This is a genomic window from Sphingomonas sp. (assembly GCF_042096255.1).
Taxonomy (GTDB): Bacteria; Pseudomonadota; Alphaproteobacteria; order Sphingomonadales; family Sphingomonadaceae; genus Sphingomonas.
Map to the genome: position 1 here is coordinate 49,106 of NZ_JBELLZ010000007.1, position 22,269 is coordinate 71,374.

At 68.7% G+C, this 22,269-nt stretch carries 27 protein-coding genes and 1 pseudogene; 11 read left to right on the forward strand and 17 right to left on the reverse strand.

What is annotated here, in order from left to right; genetic code table 11:
* Positions 1 to 37: 37 nt before the first annotated feature.
* Genes lpdA through ACFDTH_RS02655 form a run of 4 tightly spaced genes read right to left on the reverse strand, consistent with a single transcriptional unit; the run spans position 38 to position 3,410 of the window.
* Positions 38 to 1,438 (reverse strand): dihydrolipoyl dehydrogenase, encoded by a 1,401-nt coding sequence (lpdA, locus tag ACFDTH_RS02640; protein WP_375285953.1) that lies wholly within the window; start codon positions 1,436 to 1,438, stop codon positions 38 to 40.
* Positions 1,439 to 1,464: 26 nt separating this feature from the next.
* On the reverse strand, positions 1,465 to 1,842 hold the full coding sequence (locus tag ACFDTH_RS02645; RefSeq protein ID WP_375285954.1) for an acyl-CoA thioesterase: 378 nt from the start codon (positions 1,840 to 1,842) through the stop codon (positions 1,465 to 1,467).
* Positions 1,835 to 2,050, reverse strand: a complete 216-nt coding sequence (locus ACFDTH_RS02650; protein WP_375285955.1) for a hypothetical protein — start codon at positions 2,048 to 2,050, stop codon at positions 1,835 to 1,837. The genes ACFDTH_RS02645 and ACFDTH_RS02650 overlap by 8 nt, the downstream gene beginning before the upstream one ends.
* A gap of 1 nt (position 2,051) precedes the next feature.
* Complete coding sequence (locus tag ACFDTH_RS02655; RefSeq protein ID WP_375285956.1) at positions 2,052 to 3,410, reverse strand: pyruvate dehydrogenase complex dihydrolipoamide acetyltransferase; 1,359 nt, start codon at positions 3,408 to 3,410, stop codon at positions 2,052 to 2,054.
* Positions 3,411 to 3,553: 143 nt separating this feature from the next.
* Between ACFDTH_RS02655 and ACFDTH_RS02660 the strand changes: the two genes are divergently transcribed.
* Entirely contained in the window at positions 3,554 to 4,009 is a 456-nt protein-coding gene (locus tag ACFDTH_RS02660; protein ID WP_375285979.1) for a universal stress protein, read from the forward strand.
* Between the two features lie 45 nt (positions 4,010 to 4,054).
* On the forward strand, positions 4,055 to 5,350 hold the full coding sequence (locus tag ACFDTH_RS02665) for a M20/M25/M40 family metallo-hydrolase (RefSeq protein WP_375285957.1): 1,296 nt from the start codon (positions 4,055 to 4,057) through the stop codon (positions 5,348 to 5,350).
* A gap of 142 nt (positions 5,351 to 5,492) precedes the next feature.
* On the opposite strand, the gene ACFDTH_RS02670 is transcribed toward ACFDTH_RS02665, so the two are convergent.
* From ACFDTH_RS02670 to ACFDTH_RS02685, 4 genes are all read right to left on the reverse strand, one after another.
* Positions 5,493 to 6,677, reverse strand: coding sequence for an RcnB family protein (locus tag ACFDTH_RS02670; RefSeq protein ID WP_375285958.1), 1,185 nt, complete (start codon positions 6,675 to 6,677; stop codon positions 5,493 to 5,495).
* 92 nt (positions 6,678 to 6,769) lie between these two features.
* A complete protein-coding gene (locus tag ACFDTH_RS02675; RefSeq protein ID WP_375285959.1) occupies positions 6,770 to 7,249 on the reverse strand; it encodes a GAF domain-containing protein in 480 nt (159 codons plus the stop codon).
* A gap of 2 nt (positions 7,250 to 7,251) precedes the next feature.
* Positions 7,252 to 7,665, reverse strand: coding sequence for an alternative ribosome rescue aminoacyl-tRNA hydrolase ArfB (gene arfB, locus ACFDTH_RS02680; RefSeq protein ID WP_375285960.1), 414 nt, complete (start codon positions 7,663 to 7,665; stop codon positions 7,252 to 7,254).
* Positions 7,643 to 8,296: an RluA family pseudouridine synthase gene (locus tag ACFDTH_RS02685; RefSeq protein WP_375285961.1), complete on the reverse strand. Its 654-nt coding sequence runs from the start codon at positions 8,294 to 8,296 to the stop codon at positions 7,643 to 7,645. The genes arfB and ACFDTH_RS02685 overlap by 23 nt, the downstream gene beginning before the upstream one ends.
* 46 nt (positions 8,297 to 8,342) lie before the next feature.
* Between ACFDTH_RS02685 and ACFDTH_RS02690 the strand changes: the two genes are divergently transcribed.
* Positions 8,343 to 9,095, forward strand: coding sequence for a M15 family metallopeptidase (locus tag ACFDTH_RS02690; protein WP_375285962.1), 753 nt, complete (start codon positions 8,343 to 8,345; stop codon positions 9,093 to 9,095).
* On the opposite strand, the gene ACFDTH_RS02695 is transcribed toward ACFDTH_RS02690, so the two are convergent.
* The 3 genes and pseudogenes from ACFDTH_RS02695 to recA all read right to left on the reverse strand — a co-directional run bounded on the left by ACFDTH_RS02695 (position 9,092) and on the right by recA (position 11,761).
* Positions 9,092 to 9,721 (reverse strand): glutathione S-transferase family protein, encoded by a 630-nt coding sequence (locus tag ACFDTH_RS02695; protein ID WP_375285980.1) that lies wholly within the window; start codon positions 9,719 to 9,721, stop codon positions 9,092 to 9,094. The genes ACFDTH_RS02690 and ACFDTH_RS02695 overlap by 4 nt on opposite strands.
* Positions 9,722 to 10,162: 441 nt before the next feature.
* Positions 10,163 to 10,555: pseudogene (locus tag ACFDTH_RS02700) on the reverse strand (class I SAM-dependent methyltransferase); the annotation flags it as partial.
* A gap of 123 nt (positions 10,556 to 10,678) precedes the next feature.
* On the reverse strand, positions 10,679 to 11,761 hold the full coding sequence (gene recA, locus ACFDTH_RS02705) for a recombinase RecA (protein WP_375285963.1): 1,083 nt from the start codon (positions 11,759 to 11,761) through the stop codon (positions 10,679 to 10,681).
* Between the two features lie 246 nt (positions 11,762 to 12,007).
* Here recA and ACFDTH_RS02710 point away from each other — a divergent pair, with 246 nt between their 5' ends.
* Complete coding sequence (locus tag ACFDTH_RS02710; protein WP_375285964.1) at positions 12,008 to 12,949, forward strand: DUF5996 family protein; 942 nt, start codon at positions 12,008 to 12,010, stop codon at positions 12,947 to 12,949.
* A gap of 147 nt (positions 12,950 to 13,096) precedes the next feature.
* On the opposite strand, the gene ACFDTH_RS02715 is transcribed toward ACFDTH_RS02710, so the two are convergent.
* The 4 genes from ACFDTH_RS02715 to ACFDTH_RS02730 form a co-directional block, all read right to left on the reverse strand.
* Entirely contained in the window at positions 13,097 to 13,306 is a 210-nt protein-coding gene (locus ACFDTH_RS02715; protein WP_375285965.1) for a hypothetical protein, read from the reverse strand.
* Complete coding sequence (gene clpS / locus ACFDTH_RS02720) at positions 13,285 to 13,620, reverse strand: ATP-dependent Clp protease adapter ClpS (RefSeq protein ID WP_375285981.1); 336 nt, start codon at positions 13,618 to 13,620, stop codon at positions 13,285 to 13,287. Before clpS ends, ACFDTH_RS02715 begins: the two co-directional genes overlap by 22 nt.
* Before the next feature lie 273 nt (positions 13,621 to 13,893).
* Complete coding sequence (locus ACFDTH_RS02725; RefSeq protein WP_375285966.1) at positions 13,894 to 14,574, reverse strand: phasin family protein; 681 nt, start codon at positions 14,572 to 14,574, stop codon at positions 13,894 to 13,896.
* Between the two features lie 81 nt (positions 14,575 to 14,655).
* Entirely contained in the window at positions 14,656 to 16,353 is a 1,698-nt protein-coding gene (locus ACFDTH_RS02730; protein ID WP_375285967.1) for a PHA/PHB synthase family protein, read from the reverse strand.
* Between the two features lie 131 nt (positions 16,354 to 16,484).
* Here ACFDTH_RS02730 and ACFDTH_RS02735 point away from each other — a divergent pair, with 131 nt between their 5' ends.
* The 5 genes from ACFDTH_RS02735 (at position 16,485) to ACFDTH_RS02755 (ending at position 20,164) form a co-directional block, all read left to right on the forward strand.
* On the forward strand, positions 16,485 to 17,693 hold the full coding sequence (locus ACFDTH_RS02735; protein ID WP_375285968.1) for an LL-diaminopimelate aminotransferase: 1,209 nt from the start codon (positions 16,485 to 16,487) through the stop codon (positions 17,691 to 17,693).
* Between the two features lie 55 nt (positions 17,694 to 17,748).
* Positions 17,749 to 18,579 (forward strand): sulfite exporter TauE/SafE family protein, encoded by an 831-nt coding sequence (locus ACFDTH_RS02740; protein ID WP_375285969.1) that lies wholly within the window; start codon positions 17,749 to 17,751, stop codon positions 18,577 to 18,579.
* Complete coding sequence (locus tag ACFDTH_RS02745; RefSeq protein WP_375285970.1) at positions 18,579 to 19,022, forward strand: acyl-CoA thioesterase; 444 nt, start codon at positions 18,579 to 18,581, stop codon at positions 19,020 to 19,022. The genes ACFDTH_RS02740 and ACFDTH_RS02745 overlap by 1 nt, the downstream gene beginning before the upstream one ends.
* Positions 19,023 to 19,095: 73 nt before the next feature.
* A complete protein-coding gene (locus ACFDTH_RS02750) occupies positions 19,096 to 19,713 on the forward strand; it encodes a hypothetical protein (RefSeq protein ID WP_375285971.1) in 618 nt (205 codons plus the stop codon).
* A gap of 112 nt (positions 19,714 to 19,825) precedes the next feature.
* Complete coding sequence (locus ACFDTH_RS02755; RefSeq protein ID WP_375285972.1) at positions 19,826 to 20,164, forward strand: GFA family protein; 339 nt, start codon at positions 19,826 to 19,828, stop codon at positions 20,162 to 20,164.
* Positions 20,165 to 20,181: 17 nt separating this feature from the next.
* Here ACFDTH_RS02755 and ACFDTH_RS02760 read toward each other — a convergent pair whose 3' ends face one another.
* Together ACFDTH_RS02760 and ACFDTH_RS02765 are read right to left on the reverse strand one after the other, a co-directional pair.
* Complete coding sequence (locus tag ACFDTH_RS02760) at positions 20,182 to 20,688, reverse strand: hypothetical protein (protein ID WP_375285973.1); 507 nt, start codon at positions 20,686 to 20,688, stop codon at positions 20,182 to 20,184.
* A gap of 83 nt (positions 20,689 to 20,771) precedes the next feature.
* Complete coding sequence (locus ACFDTH_RS02765; RefSeq protein WP_375285974.1) at positions 20,772 to 21,248, reverse strand: winged helix-turn-helix transcriptional regulator; 477 nt, start codon at positions 21,246 to 21,248, stop codon at positions 20,772 to 20,774.
* 128 nt (positions 21,249 to 21,376) lie between these two features.
* Here ACFDTH_RS02765 and ACFDTH_RS02770 point away from each other — a divergent pair, with 128 nt between their 5' ends.
* Positions 21,377 to 21,739: a hypothetical protein gene (locus ACFDTH_RS02770; protein WP_375285975.1), complete on the forward strand. Its 363-nt coding sequence runs from the start codon at positions 21,377 to 21,379 to the stop codon at positions 21,737 to 21,739.
* A 97-nt stretch (positions 21,740 to 21,836) separates the two neighbouring features.
* The coding region (locus ACFDTH_RS02775; RefSeq protein WP_375285976.1) for an HD domain-containing protein at positions 21,837 to 22,269 on the forward strand (433 nt) is incomplete at its 3' end.

Sequence of the window (22,269 nt, forward strand, 5' to 3'; positions counted from 1 at the left end):
GCACCGGAGACCGGTCAGTGCTGCCAAGTCGTGCGCCTCAGATGTGCAGCGCGCGCCCGTAGGCGCCCAGCACGCTCTCGTGCATCGCTTCGCTGATCGTCGGGTGCGGGAACACCGTTTCCATCAGCTCCGCCTCGGTCAGCTCGCCGGTCTTGCCGATGGTATAGCCCTGGATCATCTCGGTGACCTCCGCGCCCACCATGTGTGCGCCGAGCAGCTCGCCGCTCTTGGCGTCGAACACCGTCTTCACGAAGCCTTCCGCCTCGCCCAGCGCGATCGCCTTGCCGTTGCCGATGAACGGGAAGGTGCCGACCTTCACCTCATGCCCGGCCTCTTTCGCCTTTGCTTCAGTGAGACCAACGCTGGCGACCTGCGGGTGGCAATAGGTGCAGCCGGGAATGTTGCGCGGGTCCATCGCATGCGGGTGCTTGCCCGCGATCGCCTCTGCGGCAATCACGCCCTCGTGGCTGGCCTTGTGCGCGAGCCAGGGCGGCGCGGTGATGTCGCCGATCGCCCACAGCCCCTCGACATTGGTGCGGCACATCGCATCGGTCTTGAGGAAGCCGCGGTCGTCAACAGCGACACCCATTTCCTTGAGTCCGATGTCGGCGGTGTTGGGAACGATGCCGATCGCGACGATGACGTGGCTGTACTCGCCGGCGATCGCCTTGCCGTCCTTGCCGGTGATCGTCGCCTTTACGCCATTTGCGTCGGCGGTGATCTTCTCGATCTTCGCGCCAGTGAGAATTTTCATGCCCTGCTTGGTGAGCTGCTTCTCGAGGAAGGCGGAGACGTCGGCGTCCTCCACGGGCACGATCCGGTCGAGCATCTCGACGACGGTCACCTCGGCACCCATGTCATTGTAGAAGCTGGCGAATTCCACGCCGATTGCGCCCGAGCCGATCACCAGCAGCTTGCCCGGCAGCTCGGGCGGGGTCATCGCGTGGCGATAGGTCCACACCCGCTTGCCGTCCGCCGGCAGATCGGGAAGATCGCGCGCGCGCGCGCCGGTGGCGAGGATGATGTTCTTGGCCGAAAGCTCGGTCGCCTTGCCGTCCTTGTCGGTGACGGTGAGCTTGCCTTTGCCGGTCAACTTGCCGGTGCCCATGTGGACGGCGATCTTGTTCTTCTTCATCAGGTGGGTGACGCCCTGGTTGAGCTGCTTGGCCACCCCGCGCGAGCGCTTCACCACCGCCTCGATGTCGGCGGAAATGCCCTCCGCCTTGAGCCCATAGTCCTTCGCATGCTGCATGTAGTGGAAGATCTCGGCCGAGCGCAGCAGCGCCTTGGTGGGGATGCAGCCCCAGTTGAGGCAGATGCCGCCGAGCAGCTCGCGCTCGACGATCGCGGTCTTGAGCCCGAGCTGCGCCGCACGGATCGCGGCGACATAGCCGCCGGGCCCCGAGCCGAGGACGATGAGGTCGTAGGTGTCAGCCATGAGGGTAGAAGTCCTCTGATATGTTCTCAGGATATGGGGCGCGGCCGGCGCGCGTCATCGATCGCGACAAAGACGAACTTCGCCTGGGTCACGCGGCATTGCTCCTCGACATGGCGGCCGCGCCGCCAGGCCTCAACCTCGATCGTCATGGAGGTGCGGCCCACCGCGACGAGATCGGCATAGACCGACACCTCGTCGCCGATCGCGACGGGCGCATGGAACTTCATGCCTTCCACCGCGATCGTCACCGCCCGCCCCTTGGCATGCCGTGCCGCGACCAGCCCGGCGGCCATGTCCATTTGGCTCATCAGCCAACCACCGAAGATATCGCCGTAAGGATTAGCGTCCGCGGGCATGGTGGTCACGCGGATCGCCGGCTGACGGTCAGGCGGCAAATCAGCCATGATGGCTTCCCCGGTCGGCGCGCCAGGCGCGCAGCAATTGCGGAGCGACCATTGCCGCGATCGCGATCATGGTGACCGCGCCGATGATCCAGATCGTGCGCCGCCCGGGCGGATAGGCCCAGGCGGCGCCGGAAAAGGCCGCGGCGGTCGCCACCACTGCGGTCAGCGCGTGCAGCGCCTCCACGAAGGTGCGGCTGTACCGCCACATGTCACGCCAGCATGCCCAGCGGGTTCTCGACCAGCCGCTTGAAGGCCTGCATCAGCGCAGCGCCGTCGGCGCCATCGATCGCGCGATGGTCGAAGCTGCCGGTCGCGCTCATGATGGTAGCGACGCCGAGCGAGCCGTCTTCCATCACCCAGGGCCGCTTCTCGCCCGCGCCGATCGCCAGGATCATGCCCTGAGGCGGATTGATCACCGCCTCGAATTGCTTGATCCCGAACATGCCCATGTTGCTGATCGAGGCGGTGCCGCCGGAGAATTCCTCGGGCTTCAGCTTCTTGTCGCGGGCGCGGGCGGCGAGGTCTTTCATCCGGGTGGAGATGGAGGAGAGCGACGCGGTGTCCGCCTCGGTGATCACTGGCGTGATCAGCCCTTCCGGCGTCGACACCGCGACCGAGATGTCGGCCCGCTTGAAGCTGATCAGCTGGGTGGGCGTGTACATGACGTTGCACTTGGGCACTTCGATCAGCGCGACTGCGAGCGCCTTAATCAGCAGGTCGTTGACCGACAGCTTGACGCTGCGCGCCTCCAGCCCCGCGTTGAGGTCGGTGCGCAGCGCCAGTAGCTTGTCGAGCTGCACGTCCACGGTGAGGTAGATGTGCGGCACCTGCTGCTTGGACTCGGTGAGCCGGCGCGCGATCGTCCGCCGCATGCTGGACAGCTTGGTCGCTTCGTGCGGAATGTCAGGGATCTGGGCAGGTGCGGGCGCAGCCGCGGCGGTGGCCGGCGCAGCCGTGGGAGCCTGCTCGGCCCGACCCGCTTCCGCTGCGGCCGGCGCATTACCGGGCTGCGCGCCTTCAACGTCGGCCTTGACGATGCGACCGTTGGGCCCGGAGCCGGAGAGCGCAGCGATGTCGACGCCCTTCTCGGCAGCGATACGGCGGGCGAGCGGGCTCGCCTTGACCCGGTCACCCCCTGCTGCAGCGACGGGCTGGGCCGCCGGCTTGCTCTCCGCCTTCTCCTGCTTCGCCTCTGGCGCCGGCCACTCCGATTTGATGGCGGCGCTCTCGTCAGCGGCGGGCGCCTTCTCCTGAGTCGCCGGCTTCTCCGCCTTTGCCGGAGCGGCGTCCTGCTTCGCCGGTGCTGCAGCGGCACTGACATCCTCGCCCTCGCCCGCCAGCTGCATGATCACGGTGCCGACCTTCACGCCATCGGTGCCCTCGGCGACCAGCAGCTTGGCGACGGTGCCCTCGTCGACCGCCTCGAACTCCATGGTCGCCTTGTCGGTCTCGATCTCGGCCATGATGTCGCCGGACTTCACCGTGTCGCCTTCCTTGACGAGCCACTTGGCCAGCGTGCCCTCCTCCATGGTGGGCGAAAGCGCGGGCATCTTGATCTCGATCGGCATGGAAGCTCCTGGGGATGGGAGGGGGCCTCTCTTGCGCCGCGATGCCCTAGGGTCAACCCCGGCTCGCGCCGCGGTGCCATGGGTGGTCCCGCTTGCGCCGCGCCGAGTGCCGCGCCATGCCGGCGGCGGAGAGGCTATTATCCATGCGTATCTACCTGACCGTGATCGACGACACGCCCGAGGCGGCGATCGCCTTGCGTTTCGCAGCGCGGCGCGCGGTCAAGACCGGAGGCGGCGTCGAGATCCTGACGCTGATCCCGCCTCAGGAATTCATCGCCTTTGGCGGCGTTCAGGCGACGATTGAGGAGGAAGCCCGCCAGCAGGCCGAGGGGCTGGTCGCTCGTGCCGCGGGCACGCTGATCGAGGAGGCGGGCCTGCGTCCATCGATCACCGTGCGTGAAGGAGCGGGCCCAAAGGTGATCCGCGAGATTATCGCCGCCAACCCCGATATTGCCGCGCTGGTGCTGGGTGCCGCGGCGACGGGCGCGCCAGGACCACTGGTGACCCACTTCGCAGGTCCGGACGCGGGCGCGCTGCCGGTGCCGGTGATGATCATTCCCGGCAGCCTGGATCGCGAGGCGATCGATCGCCTGAGCTGACGCCGGCCGCTTGAGCCGCACCAAGTAAACGGACACAAGTGGCGTATGCGCCTACTCCTCCCACTCGCCCTGATCTTCCCGTCCGCCGCGCTGGCGCTCCAGGCGCCCTCCCCGTCCCGGCTGCGTGCCGATGTGGAGGCGATGGTGGCGTTCGGCACGCGCCATTCGCTTTCCTCCGCAACCGATCCCAAGCGCGGCATCGGTGCCGCGCGCGTGTGGGCGGCGGATCGTTTCGCCGCGATCTCGAAGGACTGCGGCGGCTGCATCAGCGTCGAGCGGCTGTCCCGCCGGTTCACCGGCCCACGCGCGCCCGGTGGCGTGGTGATCGAGAACGTGCTGGGCATCCAGAAGGGCAGTGACCCGAACCGCTACGTGATCGTCGGCGCGCATATCGACAGCCGGATCACGGATGTGATGAATGCCACCGGCGATGCTCCAGGCGCGAACGACAATGCCTCGGGCGTCGCGCTGGTGCTGGAAGCGGCACGCCTTCTGTCTCAGGCGAAGCAGAAATACGCCGCTACCATCATCTATGCGGTTTTCTCCGGCGAGGAACAGGGGCTGTGGGGCGCGCAACTGCTGGCGGAAACCGCGACGGCGCGCGGCTGGCAGGTGGACGCGATGCTCAACAACGACATCGTCGGCAACTCGCTGGGGCAAGGCGGCGTGCAGGTGGCGGACCGGGTGCGGGTCTTCTCCGAAGGCATCCGCGCCGGCGAGTCGCTGGTGCAGGCGCAGGAGCGGCACGGACTGGGCGGCGAGGATGACGGCCCGAGCCGGGCGCTCGCCAAGGCGATCGATGGCCTGGCGGCGCGCATCCCCGGCGGGCTGGACGTGTTCGTCGACCGCCGGCCCGACCGGTTCGGCCGCGGCGGCGACCATGAGCCGTTCCTGCGCCAGGGCTATCCCGCGGTCCGCTTCAGCGTCGGCGCGGAGAATTGGGATCGGCAGCACCAGGATCTGCGGACCGAGAACGGCATCGTCTATGGCGACACGGTCGAGGGCATGGACTTCGACTATCTCGCCAAGGTGACCGCGATCAACGTCGCGGCGCTGGCGCGGCTGGCGACGGCGCCGGCGGCACCCGCGGGCGTCACCGTTTCGGGCGATCTGTCTCGCGACACGATGGTGGCGTGGCAAGCCGTGCCCGGCGCGAGCGGGTATCGGGTGCACTGGCGGCGCACCGACCGGCAGGAGTGGACCGACCACGTCGACGTCGTCGGGACGAGTTACCTGGCGAAGCAGGTGCCGGTCGATGACACGTGGTTCGGCGTTTCCGCACTGGGTACGGATGGGCGCGAGAGCTTGGTCGCCTTCGCGGGCAAGGCGCCGCGGAAATAGGCTCGACTACCCAATAGTATAGCGCCTCCCCGGCAGAAGGCGGGGCCCAGTTGCGAGCGTTCCGATACTGGGGCCCGGCCTTCGCCGGGGAAGTGCGTCTCCGTCGATCAGTCTGAGATAGGCTAAGCCCGCTCCGCCTTTCTCACCCGCAGACGCACTTGGCCTTGGGCTTGGGATGCCACTTGCGCACCGCCTTGCGCACCACCGGCTTGGTGTACGTCACACTATCTTCGAACACTTCGGTGGTGGTGGTCACCACCGGCGCGGACGTGACGGTGACCGTGGTGACGGTGGCCCCGGGATAATAATAGCCGTTGGCATAATAGCCGCCCGACTGCACCACCATGGGCGCGGGTGCCACATCGGCCGGGGCGGCGTAAACGGGCGCGGGTGCGCGCGTGGCATAGGCCGGCATCGGCGGCGGCGGTGCATAGCCGGCGCCGGGCGCAGTGTAGCGACCCCGGTCCTCGGCCTTGTCGATCGCATAGCCGGCGGCGGCACCGACGCCCGCGCCGATCAGCGTGCCACCCAGGCGATTGCCGCGGCCGGCGATGGCGTTGCCGGCGACCCCGCCGACCACTGCGCCGATCGCAGCCCCACCGACGCCATTGTCCGGCCGCTCGTAATAGACCTCCGGCCGGGCATAGGGTGCGCCAGGAGCGGCATAGGCGCCGCCATCGTAATAGCCTTGGTCGTCGTAGCCCTGGTCATAGGCGCCGGTGTCGTCGCCATAGGCGTAGCCCTCGCCATAGCCGCCGTTCCAATCGACGCCGCTGACCGAGTCATAGACCGAACCGCGGCCGTCGATCAGCACCGCATCGTCATAATAGCGCGACCAGGTGTAGCCCGCGGGCGGGGTGGCAAGGCCGTAGCTCGCCCAATCGTTGATGTACCAGCTGGGCGAGATCCAGAAGCTGGGCAGCACCCAGCCGCGGACCGGGCGGCGATACGCGCCCCAGCCGCCCGGCGCGCGCCAGCCCGCCCACCAGCGGCCCTGTACGCGATTGCCCCAGCGCGGCGGACGGACGCCATGCCCGCCCCAGCCGGGACGGACCGGGTTCGGGCGGCTCCAACCACCGTTGTGGCCGCCCTGCCAGCCATGACCGGGGCGCTGCCAGCCGCCGGGCGCGGGCTTGGGCGGCTTGGGCGTGGGATGACCGTAGTGACCGCCGCCGGCGGGACGACCCATGACGTGCGGCCCCGGACGCGCCATCGGTGCCGGACGGGCCATCGGCCGCGCCATCGCCGGGCCGCGTGCGCTGACGCGCTGCGCGTCGGCCGCACTCGCCATGCTCGCGACCGCTGCCGCCATCATCAAGGTCCGCATCGAGACTCTCCCCTGAACTGGAGGCGCGAACGCCCAGAGTATTAACAGGTTGCTTACCATTGTGGGCAAGGCGAGTCCCGTCCCGTTTCGGATCAGATGCGGGACGCAAGCAGCGCGGCGAGCGCCTCGCAGCCCGCCGCATCCTCCGCGTCGAAGCGATTCGGTGTCGGGCTGTCGAGGTCGAGCACGCCGACGAGGCGGTCCCCCGCAACGATCGGCACCACCAGTTCGGAGGCGCTGTCGGCGTCGCAGGCGATGTGGCCGGCGAAGGCGTTGACGTCGGCGACCACCTGCGTTCTCCGCTCCGCCGCCGCGGTGCCGCAGACGCCGCGGCCGAGCGGGATGCGGATGCACGCGGCCTTGCCCTGGAACGGGCCGAGCACGAGCTCGCCCTCGACCAGCCGGTAGAAGCCCGCCCAGTTGAGGTCGGGGAGGTATTGCCAGACCAGCGCGGCGGCATTGGCCATGTTGGCGACCGCGTCGGGCTCGCCGGCGGTGAGCGCGTCGAGCGCTTGATGGAGGTCGCGATAGAGTTCCGCCTTGGTGCCGGCGGCGATGTCGAACTGATACATGCTTACTCCATGGAAACGCGGCCGCGGCCGGCCTTGACCGCGCTGCGGCCCTTCTTCTCGTTGACGCGGCGGGCCTTGGCGGCCTTGCTGGGCTTGGTCTTGACCCGGCGGGCGTCGCGTTTCTCGGCCTCGGCGAGCAGTTCGGCGAGGCGCTGGCGGGCATCGGCGCGGTTCGCCTCCTGGGTGCGGAAGCGGCGCGCGGTGAGCACCAGGGTGCCGCCGGCGGTGAGGCGGCTGCCCGCCGCCACCTTCAGGCGGCGGTAGGTTTCGGGCGAGAGGCCGAGGCGGAACACGTCGACGCGCAGCTGGCAGGCGGTGGCGACCTTGTTGACGTTCTGCCCGCCGGGCCCGGTGGCGGCGAGGAACCGCTCCTCCACCGCATCCTCCGGCACCTCAACCACTTGCGAACCCCGCATCGGCGAACCGCGCCGGCCAGGGCGCCTCCACCGCGATGGCGGGCTTGCCGGCACGGGGGACGACGAGCGCGGCGGCGTGGAGCATCATGCCGCGGCGATCGGGGGCGCCGTAGACGGGATCGCCGAGCACCGGTGCGCCGAGGCCGCCTTGGGCATGAATGCGGATCTGGTGGGTGCGGCCGGTCTCGGGACGGAACTCGACCAGGCTGCGGCCCTCGTGCGTCGCGATCAGGCGCCAGCGGGTGCGGGCGGGCTTGCCGGCGGGGTCGGGGACCATCCGCCAGCCCGCCTCGCGGGTGGAGACCTTGGCGAGCGGCAGGTCGATCAGTCCCTCCTCGCCTTCGGGTAGGCCGGCGAGGATGGCGAGGTAGCGCTTCTCCACCGTGCCCGTCTCGAACGCCTGGCTGAAACGGGCGTGCGCCTTGGGGTTGCGGGCGAGCAGCAGGCAGCCGCTGGTGTCCTGGTCGAGCCGGTGGACCGCGGTGGGCCAGCGGCGGAACTCGAAGGCGAGCTCGGCGCCGTGGCTCGCCACGCTGATCCCGCCGGCGCGCGGCGGATCGACCGGCAGGCCCGCGGGCTTGTCGATCACCAGCGCCTCGCCGTCGAGGAAGAGCACCCTGTCCTTGAGCATGGCTGCGCCCTTGCCACTCGCGGGCGCATCGTGCCAGTCCGGCGCGATGCTCAGGCTCCTCGCGCTCCTCGCCCTGCTGCTGGGCTCCCCCGCTGCCGCCCAGCTTTGCGACGGGCGCAGTACGCCGCGCACCACGGACGGCCGGGCGCTTGGCCATTTGCCCTATGGCGACGTGGCGGACAGCGAGCTGGTCGAGGCGCCGGCGGGGTTCGCGGTGGGGCGTCGGTGCCTGATCCGGCGCGATGTCTATGCGGACCTCCAGCGGCTGCTGGCCGCGGCGGCGCAGGCGGTGCCGGGGGCGACGCTGCGCGGCCTCTCCTGCCATCGTGCCATCGCCCGGCAGGCGGCGGTGTTCTGCCGCGAGGCGCCCGATGGCGGCGCGGCGGACCGGGCGATCTCGGTGGCGCCGCCGGGGCATAGCGAGCATGCCACGGGCTATGCGCTCGACTTCACGGTTCGGCCCGCCGACGGCTGCCCCGATGCCGAGGGGTGCATGGCGGCCAAGCCGGCGTTCCGCTGGCTGGCGGCGAATGCGCCGCGATTCGGCTTCGAGATGTCGTTCCCGGCGGGGAGCCGGCAGCAGGTGAAGTGGGAGCCGTGGCACTGGCGCTGGGTGGGCGTGCGCGCCGACTCGCCCGGCGCGGCGCGGGCGCGCTTCGTGTTCGCACGGGCACGGCGGGAGTTCCCCGCCGATCCCTCGGTGACCGAGCCGGTGGTGGTGCGCGTCGTCGCGCAGCCGCCGGTGGTGACGCTGACGGTGGGCAAGCCCGACAAGAAGACGCGGCGGCAGCGCCGCTAGGCATAGGCGTAGGGGCCGCCGACCTTGAGCGCGGCCTGATAGGCGGGACGGGCGTGGACCTTGGCGAGCCAGACCATGGTGTTGGGGCGCGAGCCATCGAGCCCGGCGCGGCTGGCGGCGGCCTCCAGCGGGAAACTCATCATCACGTCCGCGGCGGTCAGCGCGTCGCCGGCGAACCAGGGGCGCTGCGCCAGTTCGGCCTCGACATAGTCGAGGTGGACGTCGATCATCGGCTGGAGGCGCTTTTGCGCGGTGCGACCGAACAGCGGCACGCGGCCGAGCACCAGCTTGACCAGGAGCGGCGGCATCAGCGAGCCCTCGGCATAATGGAGCCAGAAGCGGTAGCGGAGCGCATCGTCGCGGCGCGCGGGCGGGCCGAGGCGGCCGTCGGCCTTGTCGACCAGATATTCGACGATCGCACCGGTCTCCGCGATCGTGCGCCCTTCCGCGGTGTCCTCGATCACCGGCGACTTGCCGAGCGGGTGGATGCGGCGCAGCTCGGGCGGGGCGAGCATGGTCTTGCGATTGCGCTCGTAGCGGCGGACCTCGTGCGGCAGGTCGAGTTCCTCAAGCATCCACAGGATGCGCTGCGAGCGGCTGTTTTCAAGATGGTGGACGACGATCATCGGGCGTCTCCTCAGGCGCGGGCGGACCAGATCCAGGCGGCGGCGGGGAATTGCACGATCTTCGCGCACATACGGGATGCGAGCATGGCGCGAAGTTCGGCGAGCATCGGGGGGCGATCGGCCTCGGGCGTGTCGGCGAGGGCGCGGGCGGCAGGGCCGATGCGGCGGAAGAAGGCGAGCGCGTCCTCCACCGGGTCGTCGCCGGCGCCCGGCGACATAGGTGAAGTCGATCGCCTGCGGTGCGGCATCGTGCCAGCCGGCGGCGGCGAGGATGGCGGCGACGTGACCCGGATCGGCGAAGGCGAAGGGGCCGGGCGCGGTCCCCGGGGGCGACACCCGTTGACCGAGCGCGTCCGCAAGCGCGACCGCCCAGCCGTTCTCGGCGGCGGCGCGGAAGCAGGAGAAGACGAGCGGTGCGCCAGGCGCCATCGCGGCGCGGATCGCGGTGAAGGCGGCGACCGGATCGTCGAAGAACATCACGCCGTGGCGGGAAAAGGCGAGGTGATAGGGGCCGCCGGGCGGCGCGGCGGCGTCGCCGAGCGCAAAGCGGGCGTTGGTGAAGCCCGAGGCGGCGGCGCGCTCTGTGGCGACGGCGACAAGGCCGGCGGAGAGGTCGACGCCCTGGATGGCGAGCGACGGGCGGGCGGCGGCGAGCGCGAGGCTGGTGCCGCCCGCGCCGGAGCCGATGTCCAGCGCGCGGCCGTCGGACGGGGCGGACGCGGCGATGGCGGCGTCGAGGTGGCGCGAGAGATCGGCGAGGCTGCGGTCGGTGCGGCGCCATTCCTCCGCCCACGCATCGCCGACGCGGCCCTGCCAGGCGAAGGCGTCAGTCATGCGCGGAGAGACGAATTGAGGCGGTTGAGGCACTCGCGCGATGGGTGCGCTTCCCGAAAGCGGAACGGCCCGCTCCCCGGGTGGGGAGCGGGCCGTCGAAGCACACAGGAAGGGTGGTGACGATCACAGGTCGTCGTCGTCGCTCTGCCCGACCAGCAATTCGTCGGCGAGGCCCTCGGTGCGGGCGCGGATCGCCTTTTCGAGGCGATCGGCCATCTCGGGATTGTCGCGCAGGTAGTTCTTCGAATTCTCGCGCCCCTGGCCGATGCGGACGCTGTCGTAGCTGAACCACGAGCCGGATTTCTCGACCAGCCCGGCCTTGACGCCGAGATCGAGCACCTCGCCCATCTTGGAAATGCCCTCGCCGAACATGATGTCGAACTCGACCTGCTTGAACGGCGGCGCGACCTTGTTCTTGACGACCTTGACGCGGACGTTGTTGCCGGTCGCCTCGTCGCGGTCCTTGACCGAGCCGATACGGCGGATGTCGAGCCGGACGCTGGCGTAGAATTTGAGCGCATTGCCGCCGGTGGTGGTCTCCGGGCTGCCGTACATCACGCCGATCTTCATGCGGATCTGGTTGATGAAGATGACCAGGCAGCGCGAGCGGGCGATGGTGCCGGTGAGCTTGCGCAAAGCCTGGCTCATCAGCCGCGCCTGCAGGCCGACGTGGCTGTCGCCCATCTCGCCTTCGATCTCGGCACGCGGCACCAGCGCGGCGACCGAATCGACCACCAGCACGTCGATCGCGTTCGAGCGGACGAGCGTGTCGACGATCTCCAGCGCCTGCTCGCCGGTATCGGGCTGCGAGACGATGAGGTTGTCGATGTCGACGCCCAGCTTCTTGGCATAGACCGGATCGAGCGCATGTTCGGCATCGACGAACGCGGCCATGCCGCCGCGCTTCTGCGCCTCGGCGATGGCGTGGAGCGCGACGGTGGTCTTGCCCGAGCTTTCCGGCCCGAAGATCTCGACGATGCGGCCGCGCGGCAGGCCGCCGACACCCAGCGCGATGTCGAGCCCGAGGCTGCCGGTGGAGATCGTTTCCACCTTCATCGCCTCGCGCTGGCCCAGCTTCATCGCCGAGCCCTTGCCGAAGGCGCGGTCGATCTGCGCCAGCGCGGCATCGAGCGCCTTCTGCCGATCGGGGGTGTTGGACAGGGAAGAGGCCATGCCGGTATCGATCACCTTGAGGTTTGCAGCCATCATCGCACCCCTTGCATCAAAAGCAACCGCACCGAACCGTTCCGGCGCAGGAACACGCCTCATGTATCGTGTTTGTTCCATGAGAACAAGGCGGGAACTTGCGGCAGCGGCATTTTAGCGTAGCGGCCATGGCAACACAGCGTATCACAATCGGCGTCTAGGCATGGAAGGGCATCGCGGCCAGACTTGCAGGGGAGAACGGCTGCGTGCGGAGCCGACGATCCGAGACCGCAAGGAGACGACGACGTGCCCACCGAATGGCCCCGCCTCGACTATCTCGGCTGGCAGGAGACCTGCACTGCCCTCCACCTGTATCTTCAGGTCGCCGGCAAGTATCGGCTCGCGCATACGCCGTGGGTCAACCATTCCTGGCACGCGACCTTCTACGTCACCCCGCGCGGCCTGACCTCTTCGGTGATCCCCGACCGCAGCGACATCGAGATCCTGTTCGACCTCCATGAGCACAAGGTGGTGGGAACGAGCGGTGACGGCCGCACGCTTTCCTTCGCGCTGGAGCCGATGACAGTGGCAGACTTCCACGACCGGTTCGTCCGCCTGATCGCAGACCTCGGCGGGACGCCTAGCTTCGACGGGCGGCCGAACGAGATCCCGGACCCGGTGCCGTTCACCGAGGATCATCGCGACCGACCGTACGACCGCGACGCGGTGTCGCGCTTCCACCAGGCGCTGCTGCGGATCGACCGCGTGTTCAAGGCCTTCCGCAGTTCGTACCTGGGCAAGGTGAGCCCGGTGCACCTGTTCTGGGGCAGCTTCGACCTGGCGGTGACCCGATTCTCGGGCCGGCGCGCGCCGCTGCACGGCGGCGGGGTGCCGGCGCTGCCCGATGCGGTGGCGCAGGAGGCCTATGACCGCGAGGTCTCGTCGGCGGGATTCTGGCCCGGCGGCGGCGGCGTCGATGAGCCGGCCTTTTATGCCTATGCCTATCCGGCACCCGAAGGGTTCCGGGATGCGCCGGTGCGCCCCGAGGCGGCGCATTGGCACGAGGGGCTATCCGAGTTCGTGCTTCCCTATGAGGCGGTGCAGTCGGCGGAGGACGGCGATGCGGCGCTGCTAGCGTTCCTCACCTCGACCTACGAGGCGGCGGCGGCGCTGGGAGATTGGGATCGCGACCTGCTGGAGTGCGCGCATGGCCAAAAAGGCAAGCCGCGGCCGGCCGATGCCGCTTAGAGGGTGAGAGAATCTGGCCGGATAGCTTCCACGTCACCCCGGACCTGATCCGGGTTCCCGCTGCCATGACCGCCCTAGGTGAAGTAAGAAGCGGGGCCCCGGATCAAGTCCGGGGCGACGATCCAAGATCAGCGGCACATGCCAGGATCAGCGCCGCGGCACCGAGCGCGCCTCCCTGCCCTCACGCACTGCGGCGCGGACGAGCACAGCGGTGGAGAGAAGGATGGCGGAGACCATGCCGCCGATCGCGAGCAGGCCGCCGGCGGTAAGCTCTGCGTCCGCGCGCATCTCCAGCGGCCCGAGCCGGATGCCCGCCCGCGCGCGCTGCGGCGCGACTACGCCTTTTCCAGCGTGCACTGGAGCGGGTGCTGGTTCTGGCGCGCGAAGTCCATCACCTGCCCCACCTTGGTCTCCGCCACCTCGTAGCTGAACACCCCGCACACGCCCACGCCCTTCTGGTGGACGTGGAGCATCACCCGCGTCGCCTCTTCCGTGGTCATGCGGAAGAAGCGCTGGAGGCACAGGACGACGAACTCCATCGGGGTGTAATCGTCGTTGAGCATCAGCACGCGATAGGGCGTGGGGCGCTTGGTCTTGGCGCGGGTGCGGGTGGCGACGCCGACGCCGGTGCCGTCGGCACCATCGGGATCGTCCGAGCGACGCTCGGCCATGGAAATCGGTTCACGCTGCATGAGAGCCGAAAATATGGCATTGCGGCGGGGTGAGGCAAGGGGGTGCGGGCGGTCATTCCTCCCCTGGATGGGGAGGGGGACCGGCGAAACCGGTGGAGGGGTAGGCCTCCACGGGCGAAGGTCTCGCCTGCGGCCAGCTACCCCTCCGTCACGCTACGCGTGCCACCTCCCCCTCCGGGGGAGGATTTCCCAAACGAAAAAGGGCGGCCGCATCGCCGCGGCCGCCCTCTCTTGGCGCAAGGTCGTGCGCGCTTACGCGGCCGCCTTCATCTTCTGCGCGGCGAGCGCCATGCGGTTCTGGAACGGCTGGGCGATCTCGCCGAGCAGCTTCAGATAGCCTTCGGCGAACTTCGAGGTCTCCTGCGCGACCTGGTCCATCGTCTCGCGAGCGAACTCGCTCTGGAGCTGGAGCAGCTCGGTCGGCGACTTGACCGACGCGACGCGGCGGGCGCGCTCGTTGGCCTTCTCGACGCTACCGCGGGCATAGTCCGCGGTGTACTTGGCGATGTCCTCGGCGCCACGGGCGGCGATCTTCGAGGCCTCAACCATCGCCTCGACATTGCCCTTGGTAAAGTCGTTGATCTCCTCGACGAACTTCATCCCCTTCTGCATCGCCTCGGTGGCACGGCCCTGGGCCGCATCCGCCATCGACTTCACATTGTCCGCACCGGTGGCGGCATTGTCCTTGGCCTTGTCGGCCGCTTCGTTGATCACGGTCGCCATCGTTTCTTCCTCAGGAATATCCGCCGGAACCGCGGCGGGCGGGGCTTCGGCCGCCGCAAGCGCAACGACGCTGGCCGAGCCGGGCTCGGCAAGCGGGGTCACATCTGCAGGGGCCTTCAGATCGGCAGGCTTCGCACGCAGGCGGGCGACGCGCTTGGCCGCAACCGCCGGCGGCACCGGCAGGGTCGGTTCAGGGGTCTTGCTTCCCACGGCACGCTCCAAGCTATGGTGCAGTGCACAATAAGGGTTTTGCGACGCTACGTCAAGGCGGTTGTGCGGCGCAGCAGCCGCCTAGCGCCCTTTCACATAGCTGCCCGGCGCCTCCTCCAGCGCGGGACGGGCGCCCTGCCCCGGAACGCGCCCACCGCTGGCGGGCACCGTTGCGGCATCATGACTGCGCAGCCAGGCGAGCCAATCGGGCCACCAGCTGCCCTTCGTCTCCGAAGCGCCGGCGACGAATTCGTCGAGCGACTTGGCGCCGGCGTCGTTGGTCCAATATTGATACTTGCCCGACGAGGGCGGGTTGACCACGCCGGCGATATGTCCCGAGCCCGCGAGCACGAAGCGCAGCGGACCCTGGAAATGATGGGTGATCCGCCAGACGCTCTCCGCGGGCGCGATATGATCCTCGCGGCCGGCCTGGACATAGGCCGGGGTCGCCACCGTGCCGAGATCGACCGGCGTGCCGTTGATCGACAGCGCGCCGGGCTCGACCAATTTATTGTCACGATACAGATCGGTCAGGTAGCTGAAGTGCCATTTGGCCGGCAGATTGGTGGTGTCGCCGTTCCAGTGCAGCAAGTCGAACGGCGGATAGTCCTCCCCGAGCAAATAGTTGTTGGTGACGTAATTCCAGATCAGGTCGCGACCGCGCAGCAGGTTGAAGGTCGCGGCCATGTAGCGGCCGTCGAGGAAGCCTTGCGGGCTGAGCGAGCCGATCAGGGCCAGCTGCTCGTCGGTGACGAAGTTGGTGAGGTCCCCCGCGGCGGCGAAATCGACCTGGGCGGTGAAGAAGGTGGCGCTGGCGACCTTGGCGGCCTCGTCGCGGGCGGCGAGCACCGCCAGCGTCGCGGCGAGCGTGGTGCCCGCGACGCAATAGCCGATCGCGTGGACGCGGTCGACCGACAGCAGGTCGCGGATCACGTCCACCGCCTCGACCTGCGCCTCGACATAATCGTCCCAGACGATCTCTGCCATGCTGGCGTCCGCCGACTTCCAGGAAACCATGAACACGGTGATTCCCTGTTCGACGCACCAGCGGATGAAGCTCTTCTCGGGCGAAAGGTCGAGGATGTAGAAGCGGTTGATCCAGGGGGGGAAGATGACCAGCGGGGTCGCCAGCACGGATTCGGTGGCGGGCGCGTATTGGATCAGCTCGTACAGCGGGGTGCGGTGGATGACCTTGCCCGGGGTGTTGGCGATGTTGCGGCCAAGCTCGAAGGCGTTGGGATCGGCGTGGGTGAGCTGGCCCTTGCCCAGGTCCGCCAACATGTTCTGAAGACCCTTCAGGAGGTTCTCGCCGCGGGTCTCCAGCGTGCGGGCGATCACCTCGGGGTTGGTGAGCGCGAAATTGGCGGGGCTCATCGCGTCGACGAAGGCGCGGGTGGCGAAGCGGAGCTGGTCCTTCTGGCGCGCGGGTACGCCCTCCAGCGCCTCCACCTCGCGCAGCATGTGATCGGCGACCAGCTGGTAGCTGCGGCGCATCCAGTCGAACACCGGCGCCTGCCAGGCCTCGCCCTTGAAGCGCTTGTCGCGCGCTGGCTCGGGCGGCAAGGCGGCGGGATCGAGCAGGCGCTGCCAGAGCGTCAGATTCTCGGTCCAGAAATCCTGCGCGCGGGTCAGCGCAGCGGGATCGGCGGCGGGAAAGGCCCCGGGCCAGGCGGCGCCGCGCTGCATCGCATCGAGCCCGGCCTCCATCATCATCTGCTGGCCCTGGCCGATCACGCGGGTCCAGTGCTGGAGGTCCGCCAGGCTGGGTTGGTCGGTCATCGCCGCTCTCCTTGGCGACCCTCCTGCCCCAACGCGCGGCGAAGGGAAAGGCGCGTGCCGACGGACCGATGAAAACCCCCGCTTCCGCTCGGAAAAACGCGCTTGTATGAGGGCCCGTCCAAGGAGGCCGTGTGTCCGACGAATTCTACCGCATGAAGCGCCTGCCGCCCTATGTCATCGCCGAGGTCAATGCGATGCGGGCACAGGCGCGCGCGGGCGGCGAGGACATCATCGACCTCGGCATGGGCAACCCCGACCTGCCGCCGCCCGACCATGTCATCGACAAATTGTGCGAGGTGGCGCGCAAGCCCGACGCGCACGGCTATTCGCAGTCGAAGGGCATCCCCGGGCTGCGCCGCGCGCAGGCGAATTACTATGGCCGCCGCTTCGGCGTGGACCTTGATCCCGAGAGCGAGGTGGTGGTGACGATGGGATCGAAGGAGGGGCTCGCCAGCCTCGCCACCGCGATCACCGCGCCGGGCGACGTGGTGCTGGCGCCCAACCCGTCCTACCCGATCCACACCTTCGGCTTCATCATCGCCGGCGCGACGATCCGCGCGGTGCCGACCACGCCCGACGAGCAGTATTTCGAGAGCCTCCAGCGCGCGATGGAATTCACCATCCCGCGCCCGTCGATCCTGGTGGTGAACTATCCCTCCAATCCGACCGCCGAAACGGTGGACCTCGCCTTCTACGAGCGGCTGGTCGCCTGGGCGCGCGAGAACAAGGTGTGGGTGATCTCCGACCTTGCCTATTCGGAACTGTACTATGACGGGCGCCCGACCGTCTCGATCCTCCAGGTGCCCGGCGCCAAGGACGTGGCGATCGAGTTCACCTCGCTGAGCAAGACCTATTCGATGGCCGGCTGGCGGATGGGGTTCGCGGTGGGCAACCGTACCTTGATCGCGGCGATGACCCGGGTGAAATCCTACCTCGATTACGGCGCGTTCACGCCGATCCAGGCCGCCGCCTGCGCGGCGCTGAACGGCCCGCAGGACATCGTCGAGAAGAACCGCCTACTCTACCACAAGCGTCGCGACGTGCTGGTGGAGAGCTTCGGACGCGCGGGGTGGGACATTCCCTCCCCGCCCGCCTCCATGTTCGCCTGGGCGCCGCTGCCGCCCGCGCTGGCGCATCTGGGCAGCCTGGAGTTCTCCAAGCAATTGCTCACCCAGGCCAAGGTCGCGGTCGCGCCGGGCGTGGGATACGGCGAGAACGGCGAGGGGTTCGTGCGCATCGCCATGGTGGAGAACGAGCAGCGGCTGCGTCAGGCTGCGCGCAACGTCCGCCGCTACCTGGCGAGCATGGGCGTGAACATCCCGACGCAGAGCGCGGGCTGACACGGTTGAAGACCGGCGGTCCGAGGGGCAGGCTCGCGGGAATGAAGGGGGACTGATGATCGACTTCAATCCGCTCTACTCGGTGGCCGGCGTCGCCGTCGGCATCCTGGTGGGGCTGACCGGCGTCGGCGGCGGATCGCTGATGACGCCGCTGCTGGTGCTGGTGTTCAACTTCCACCCGGCGACCGCGGTGGGGACCGACCTGCTCTACGCCGCAGCCACCAAGACGGTGGGTACGGGCGTGCACGGCAAGCGCGGCACCGTCGACTGGATGGTGGTGCGCCGGCTGTGCATGGGCAGCGTGCCGACCACGATCGCGACGCTGGTGGCGCTGAGCTGGGCGGCGCGCTCCTCGAAGGACACCGCGCCCGCGATCGCCACCGCGCTCGGCGTGGTGCTGATCCTGACCGCGATCGCGATGTTCTTCAGGAAGCCGATCGTCGACCGGCTGGCGCCAAACTTCACCGCGGTGAACCAGGGCCGCGTTGCGATGCTGACCGTGCTGCTGGGCGCGGCGCTGGGTGTTCTGGTGTCGCTCACCTCGGTGGGTGCGGGCGCGCTGGGGATGACCGCGCTGCTGATCCTCTACCCCCGCGCGCCGATCAACCGGCTGGTGGGATCGGACATCGCACATGCGGTGCCGCTGACCCTGATCGCGGGCTTCGGCCATTGGCTGATCGGTTCGGTGGACTTCTCGCTTCTGCTCTCGCTGCTGGCGGGATCGGTGCCGGGCATCATCATCGGCAGCCTGATCGGCAGCCGCATCTCGGACCGCGTGCTGATCCCGATCCTGGCTGCGGTGCTGGCGCTGGTGGGGGTGAAGTTGCTGTTCCCGGAGGCGAAGCCAAAGCCCGCTGCCGTCAACGTCTCGACGCCGGCGCGCTGATGCTGCCGGGCTATGCCTTCGCGGCACGCTTACGCGTCCGTTATGCCGAGATCGACGGGCAGAAGATCGTCTTCAACAGCCGCTACCTCGAATATGTCGACGTGGCGGTGACCGACTGGTGGGAGTGGACCGGGATCGAGGCGGCGCTGGGCGACGCCTGGCGCGCGCTGGAGTTCAACGTCCGCCGCGCCGAGATCGACTACCTCAAGCCCTTCCGCCTGGGCGATCGCATCGACGCGCACGTCCGTATCGAGCGGATCGGCGGCACCAGCCTGACCAAGCGCTTCGCCCTCGCCCATGCCGACACCGGCGAAGTGCATTGCGAAGTGACGCTGGTGAGCGTGTGCGTGGACCTGGCGGTGGGCCGGCGGGTGCCGATCGGAGGGCCGGTGCGGACGTTCCTGGAGGGGGTGCTGGCGGGGCAGCCGGAGTGGGTGGCGTGAGATAGGTGAAGACGAGGGTGCCCGACGCGAACGTTCGCCAGCCCTGGCGCATCAGCGGAGACGGGAGAGGACCATGACGAAGCGGCTTTCGGCGGTGATATTGGCTCTAGCGGCGCTAAATGCCGGCGCCGCGCATGCCGGACCGCCAGACCCTCCCAACCCCGAGATGTTTGCCCATGCGGAGGATCGACAGCGTGCGAGGCTGCTAACGACGCCGTGCACCGAAGCCGATATCGGGCACGGGTGCGATCGTCATGACGGCCGCGCCTTCCGAAAAGTGCCGTGCAGCTATCGCATCGACGTACGCACGACCGGATCGTTGCCGACCGACCGATGCTTCAAGATGGAGGCGCCACGCCGCTATCGGGGCATATGGGTGGACGAGTTCGAAGGGCAGAAGTTTATCCCCGAAGGCACCCGCCCACGCGAATGGCCTCGCGACGAGCCGGAATCCGCCGGATGGATGGACCGGCTGGAGCAGGCCCGCTTGTCGAGGATCTGGCTGGATGCCAGCCGCATCACCGTGGACCGCAAATCCCATCCACGCGGATCGAAACGGTTCATCGAGTTTATCGGGCGGAAGACCCTTTATGCGGGCACGTACGGCCATATGGGGATGTCGGGCCACGAAATCATCGTGGACCGCGTGATCTCCTTGCGGGAATGTTCCGCGACAGGCGCCTGCGGGTAAAGTCGTGCGGCGGATGCGACGCCAAGCGCCTGTATCGGGCTGGCGCCACGCCGTCCGGTGTCAATCGAAAGGGCTGTGCAGACGCTCGCCATGAGCGTGAGGAGGGGGAGCGATGAGCGCGCATCACGGGAGCTGCCACTGCGGACGCATTCGCCTGATCCTGCACGAGACGCCGCTGGAGGCGGCCGAGTGCAATTGCTCGATCTGCCGTCGCACCGCCGGGTTGTGGCATTATTGCGCGCCCGCCACGATCACGGTGACGGGGGATGGCATCGCCTATCGGCAGGGCGATTGCGCACTGGACCTGTGGCATTGCCCGACCTGCGGCTGCACGACCCACTGGACGCCGACCGACCGCGATTATCCGCGCGTGGGGGTGAACCTGAGGATGTTCGATCCGGCGCTGCTCCAAAACCTGCCGCGGCGGATGGTCGATGGGGCGAGTTATTGAGGCCTACCGAATTCAAGCTACGCCCCTCCCCGGCGAAAGCCGGGGCCCAGTTGCAAGCGTTCCGATACTGGACCCCGGCCTTCGCCAGGGAGGCACTTGAGCTTAGATGGATCTTGCCTCAACTCGACGGAACGTCGCAGCCCGGATCGCACGCCTGCAACGCCACGCCGCCGCTGGCATAAGCGTTGCTCGTCGATGCTGGGCATGGTCGCGGCGGCACGCGCCGGCGAGGGGGCGGCCGCCAGCGCCTCGGCCAGAGACGGTGTCGCGGTGAGCGCTTCTACCGGTGAGAGCGTCGCGGCGACGGATTCGATCGCGGACGGCTGGGCGTCCGGCGCCTCCACCGTCGACGGGGTTGCCCAGAGTGCGTCGAGCGCGCTGACCGCATTGGCTGCGGCAACGCCGCTGGCCGGGCTGGCGGCGGCATCGGCCTGCGAGGCCGATGCTGCGGCAGAGGCTGCCGCCGCATCCACCGCCGCGTTGCTGCCACCCGAACCGCCAACTCCGCCGGTGCTGTCCGCCACCCCTGCCTCCAGATCTGGTTCGGTCCGGGGGCTAAGGAGATGGGCCAGAGCCATCCATAAGCGGAAAGTCCAGGAACCTTTGGCTATTCCGCCGCCTCCGCCGCGTCGTCGTCGCGCGCCACCTCGCCCGGCAGCGCCCAATGAAGGTCGCCCTTGCTCAGCGCGCGGCCGTCGTGGCTGAGCACCGCCACCTCGCGGATCGGGCGGCCGTCGCGCGCGTCGACCAGGATCGGGAAGGCGGGCACGCCGGTCTCCCAGCGCTCGCCCCATTGGCGCAGGGCCACCATGGTGGGCAGCAGCGCATGGCCCTTGTCGGTGAGCGCATAGGTGATCTTGCGACGGTCGCCCGGCATCGGCTGGCGCTCCATCAGGCCATGGTCGACGAAGCGCGCGAGGCGGTTGGCGAGGATGTTGCGGGCGATGCCGAGTTCGGCCTGGAATTCCTCGAAATGGTGGAGGCCGTTGAACGCGGCGCGCAGGATCAGGAAGGACCAGCGTTCCCCCATCGCCTCCAGCGCGGCGGGCAGACTGCATTCGTTCAGCGGCTCTCGCAGACCCATCTCTTTCCTCTCGCGGCGATCCTAACCCACGGAGCGGGCAGGCAGACCAGAAAATATTAAGTTGCCCCTTGCAACTCGCAAATGCAACATCTAGGTAGCTATACGCAACCTAACAGGGATGTGCCGCCATGATTCGCTCGATCGTCTCCGCTATCGTCGCTTCGGCGGCGCTTCTCGCCGCCACCGGCGCCCCCGCCCAGACCGCTGCCGGCTATTATGTCGCCACCCCGGTCGCTGCACCTGCGAAGGCGCGGCTGATGACCCGCTCGACCCCGTGGCGCCAGATGAATGGCTCCTATGTCGCCGCGCAGGCGCCCGAGCGCGAGATGACGCTCTGCCAGCTCGTCGCGCGCGACGTCGGCCAGCTCTCCTCGTTCAGCGCGGGTGGCAAGGCGTTCGACGCCGCCGCCCTCGACAAGTGCAATGCCAAGGCGTCGGTCGCCAAGACCTCGATGGTCAAGGCGGAAGCCGGCGTTCCCGCCGCCAACTGATCCTCCCTCCTCTCCTCCTCCGGCCCCGCACCCTTTCCAGGGCGTGGGGCCTTTTCTTTTGTTGCAAAGCGGCGCGTCCACGCCCCATCTTGGCGCCGTGCTGAGACAATATGAGCTGGTCGACCGGGTCCTCGACTATGACCCGACCGCCGACGAGGCCCTGCTCAACCGCGCGTACGTCTTTTCCGTCAACGCGCACGGCACCCAGACCCGGGCCAGTGGCGACCCCTATTTCAGCCATCCGGTGGAAGTCGCGGGCATCCTAACCGACCTCCGGCTCGACGATGAGACAATCGCCACCGCGATCCTCCACGACACGGTCGAGGACACGGTGGCGACGCCCGAGGAGATCGAGAAGCTGTTCGGCGCCAATGTCGCGCGGCTGGTCGACGGCGTGACCAAGCTGTCGAAGATCGAGGCGCAGACCGAGAGCGAGCGCGCCGCCGAGAACCTGCGCAAGTTCCTGCTGGCGATGTCCGGCGACATCCGAGTGCTGCTGGTCAAGCTGGCCGATCGGCTGCACAACATGC

Excerpts from the sequence above, each read along its gene's own strand:
- lpdA (WP_375285953.1), bottom strand. The coding sequence starts at position 1,438 with ATGGCTGACACCTACGACCTCATCGTCCTCGGCTCGGGGCCCGGCGGC.
- ACFDTH_RS02645 (WP_375285954.1), bottom strand. The coding sequence starts at position 1,842 with ATGGCTGATTTGCCGCCTGACCGTCAGCCGGCGATCCGCGTGACCACC.
- ACFDTH_RS02650 (WP_375285955.1), bottom strand. The coding sequence starts at position 2,050 with ATGTGGCGGTACAGCCGCACCTTCGTGGAGGCGCTGCACGCGCTGACC.
- ACFDTH_RS02655 (WP_375285956.1), bottom strand. The coding sequence starts at position 3,410 with ATGCCGATCGAGATCAAGATGCCCGCGCTTTCGCCCACCATGGAGGAG.
- ACFDTH_RS02660 (WP_375285979.1), top strand. The coding sequence starts at position 3,554 with ATGCGTATCTACCTGACCGTGATCGACGACACGCCCGAGGCGGCGATC.
- ACFDTH_RS02665 (WP_375285957.1), top strand. The coding sequence starts at position 4,055 with ATGCGCCTACTCCTCCCACTCGCCCTGATCTTCCCGTCCGCCGCGCTG.
- ACFDTH_RS02670 (WP_375285958.1), bottom strand. The coding sequence starts at position 6,677 with ATGCGGACCTTGATGATGGCGGCAGCGGTCGCGAGCATGGCGAGTGCG.
- ACFDTH_RS02675 (WP_375285959.1), bottom strand. The coding sequence starts at position 7,249 with ATGTATCAGTTCGACATCGCCGCCGGCACCAAGGCGGAACTCTATCGC.
- arfB (WP_375285960.1), bottom strand. The coding sequence starts at position 7,665 with ATGCGGGGTTCGCAAGTGGTTGAGGTGCCGGAGGATGCGGTGGAGGAG.
- ACFDTH_RS02685 (WP_375285961.1), bottom strand. The coding sequence starts at position 8,296 with ATGCTCAAGGACAGGGTGCTCTTCCTCGACGGCGAGGCGCTGGTGATC.
- ACFDTH_RS02690 (WP_375285962.1), top strand. The coding sequence starts at position 8,343 with ATGCTCAGGCTCCTCGCGCTCCTCGCCCTGCTGCTGGGCTCCCCCGCT.
- ACFDTH_RS02695 (WP_375285980.1), bottom strand. The coding sequence starts at position 9,721 with ATGATCGTCGTCCACCATCTTGAAAACAGCCGCTCGCAGCGCATCCTG.
- recA (WP_375285963.1), bottom strand. The coding sequence starts at position 11,761 with ATGGCTGCAAACCTCAAGGTGATCGATACCGGCATGGCCTCTTCCCTG.
- clpS (WP_375285981.1), bottom strand. The coding sequence starts at position 13,620 with ATGGCCGAGCGTCGCTCGGACGATCCCGATGGTGCCGACGGCACCGGC.
- ACFDTH_RS02730 (WP_375285967.1), bottom strand. The coding sequence starts at position 16,353 with ATGACCGACCAACCCAGCCTGGCGGACCTCCAGCACTGGACCCGCGTG.
- ACFDTH_RS02740 (WP_375285969.1), top strand. The coding sequence starts at position 17,749 with ATGATCGACTTCAATCCGCTCTACTCGGTGGCCGGCGTCGCCGTCGGC.
- ACFDTH_RS02745 (WP_375285970.1), top strand. The coding sequence starts at position 18,579 with ATGCTGCCGGGCTATGCCTTCGCGGCACGCTTACGCGTCCGTTATGCC.
- ACFDTH_RS02750 (WP_375285971.1), top strand. The coding sequence starts at position 19,096 with ATGACGAAGCGGCTTTCGGCGGTGATATTGGCTCTAGCGGCGCTAAAT.
- ACFDTH_RS02755 (WP_375285972.1), top strand. The coding sequence starts at position 19,826 with ATGAGCGCGCATCACGGGAGCTGCCACTGCGGACGCATTCGCCTGATC.
- ACFDTH_RS02765 (WP_375285974.1), bottom strand. The coding sequence starts at position 21,248 with ATGGGTCTGCGAGAGCCGCTGAACGAATGCAGTCTGCCCGCCGCGCTG.
- ACFDTH_RS02770 (WP_375285975.1), top strand. The coding sequence starts at position 21,377 with ATGATTCGCTCGATCGTCTCCGCTATCGTCGCTTCGGCGGCGCTTCTC.